A 2,342-nucleotide genomic window follows, 5' to 3' on the forward strand; every position below is an offset into this window, starting at 1 on the left:
CCCCCCCCCCCCCCCCCCCCCCCCCCCCCCCCCCCCCCCCCCCCCCCCCCCCCCCCCCCCCCCCCCGCCTCTACAAAGGCACGCACCACGGTAGGCGACGCAACGCCGGGCCGTGCCCGGTGAGCGCGCAGCGCGGCACCCCAGAACGGTCAGCCTTCCTCGCGCACGATCTCCACCAGGCGCGGGCCGTAGCGGCTCAGCTTGGTGCCACCGATGCCGCCCACCCGGGCCAGTTCGTCCAGGCTGTTCGGTCGCTGTTCGGCGATGTTGCGCAGGGTACTGTCGTGGAAGATCACGAACGCCGGCACGTTCTGTTCGCGGGCCAGCTCGGCACGCAGGCCGCGCAGGGCGTTGAACAGCGCCAGGTCCTGCGGCAGCACCGACAGGCCGGTGCGCTGCGCGCTGCGGTCGCGGCCGCCGGTGGTGCTGGCGGCATCGCGGCGCATGCTGACCTGGCGGCGGCCGGTCAGTACGTCGCGGCTGGCATCGGTCAGGCGCAGGCCGCCGTGGCCCTCGCTGTCCACTTCCAGCATGCTGGCGGCCACCAGCTGGCGGAACACGCTGCGCCAGGTACGCGCATCGAGGTCGCGGCCGATGCCATAGGTGCTCAGCGTGTCGTGGCCCTGCTGTTTGATCTTCTCGTTCTCGCTGCCGCGCAGGATGTCGATCAGGTGGCCGACGCCGAAGCGCTGGCCGCTTCGGTAGACGCAGCTCAGCGCCTTCTGCGCGGGGATGGTGGCATCCCACGCGGCGGGCGGGGTCAGGCAGTTGTCGCAGTTGCCGCAGGGCTGCGGATAGGTCTCGCCGAAGCCGGCCAGCAGCACCTGGCGGCGGCACTGCATGGATTCGCAGTAGCCCAGCAGGTGGTCCAGCTTGGACCGCTCCAGCTGCTTGCGCTCCTCGCTGGCCTCGGACTGCTCGATCATCTGCTTGAGCAGCACCACGTCACCCAGGCCGTAGCACAGCCAGGCCTCGGCGGCCTCGCCATCACGGCCGGCGCGGCCGGTTTCCTGGTAATAGCCTTCCATCGACTTGGGCAGGTCGGTATGCGCCACGAAGCGCACGTCCGGCTTGTCGATGCCCATGCCGAAGGCGATGGTGGCGCACATGACGATGCCGTCCTCGCGCAGGAAGCGGCGCTGGTTGTTGGCGCGCACTTCCGGCGGCAGGCCGGCGTGGTAGGGCAGGGCATTGAAGCCCTGGCCGCAGAGGAATTCGGCGGTTTCCTCGACCTTGCGCCGCGACATGGAGTAGACGATGCCGGCCTCGCTGCGGTGGCCGCGCAGGAAATCGGTCAGCTGCTTGCGGGCATTGTCCTTCTGCACCACGGTGTAGCGGATGTTGGGGCGGTCAAACGAGCTGACGAAGTGGCGGGCCTCGGCCAGGTCCAGGCGCTCGGCGATCTCGCGCTGGGTGGGCGGGTCGGCGGTAGCGGTCAGCGCGATGCGCGGAATGTCCGGCCAGCGCTCGTGCAGGACGGTCAGCTGGCGGTATTCGGGGCGGAAATCGTGGCCCCACTGCGACACGCAGTGCGCCTCGTCGATGGCGAACAGGGCGATGCGGCTGCGCGAGAGCAGGGACAGGAAGCGGCCGGTCAGCAGGCGCTCGGGGGCGACATAGAGCATGTCCAGCTCTCCGGCCAGCAGCTCGCGCTCGACGCGGGCGGCGGTTTCGCCATCCAGGGTCGAGTTCAGGTATTCGGCGCGCACGCCGAGCTGGCGCAGGGCCTCGACCTGGTCCTGCATGAGGGCGATGAGCGGGGAGATGACGATGCCGACGCCATCGCGCAGCAGGGCCGGGACCTGGTAGCACAGCGACTTTCCGCCGCCGGTGGGCATGAGGACAAGTGCGTCATGTCCGGCAGCCACGTGCTCCACGATGTCCTGCTGGGGACCACGGAAATCGTCGTAACCAAAGACGCGTTGGAGCAGATCGTGCGCGGGACGGGAAGCCATCCAGCTAGTTTACCTCCCGGAGGCGGCGGCAGGGCTGCGCCCTGCACCTGCAGAAGCCTTCAAGCCAGAGCAAGGTCAAAGGCAACAGCCGGCTCTGGGGGGGCTGCTGGTTGGGCGGGGCGGTGTGGGCTGGCAGGACACGCCGTAAACCCGTCCATGGGGGCTCGTAGGCGCCATCCATGGCGCCTGCGGTCCCGCAAGCCCACACCGCCCCACCCCCGACAGTTTCCCGGTGACGGTGGGTCCATCCACGCCATGCGTGGATGAAATCTGTCAGATATCGATATCCAAAATGGGGTGGGGGGGGGGGGGGGGGGGGGGGGGGGGGGCCGCCCCCCACGCCCGCCCCCCCCCCCCCCCAAAACAAACACTCGCGGCGGGGGGGGG

1 protein-coding gene is annotated in these 2,342 nt (G+C 70.2%); it reads right to left on the reverse strand.

Features of this window, described 5'->3' with window-relative positions; genetic code table 11:
• Positions 1 to 149 precede the first annotated feature (149 nt).
• Entirely contained in the window at positions 150 to 1,955 is a 1,806-nt protein-coding gene (recQ, locus tag NQ204_RS19515; RefSeq protein WP_256644699.1) for a DNA helicase RecQ, read from the reverse strand.
• Between the last annotated feature and the right edge of the window lie 387 nt (positions 1,956 to 2,342).

Origin of the sequence: Stenotrophomonas testudinis, from assembly GCF_024499815.1 — a bacterium.
Taxonomy (GTDB): domain Bacteria; phylum Pseudomonadota; class Gammaproteobacteria; order Xanthomonadales; family Xanthomonadaceae; genus Stenotrophomonas.

Bases quoted from the DNA above. Each gene is read 5' to 3' on its own strand.
- recQ (WP_256644699.1), bottom strand. From the start codon at position 1,955: ATGGCTTCCCGTCCCGCGCACGATCTGCTCCAACGCGTCTTTGGTTAC.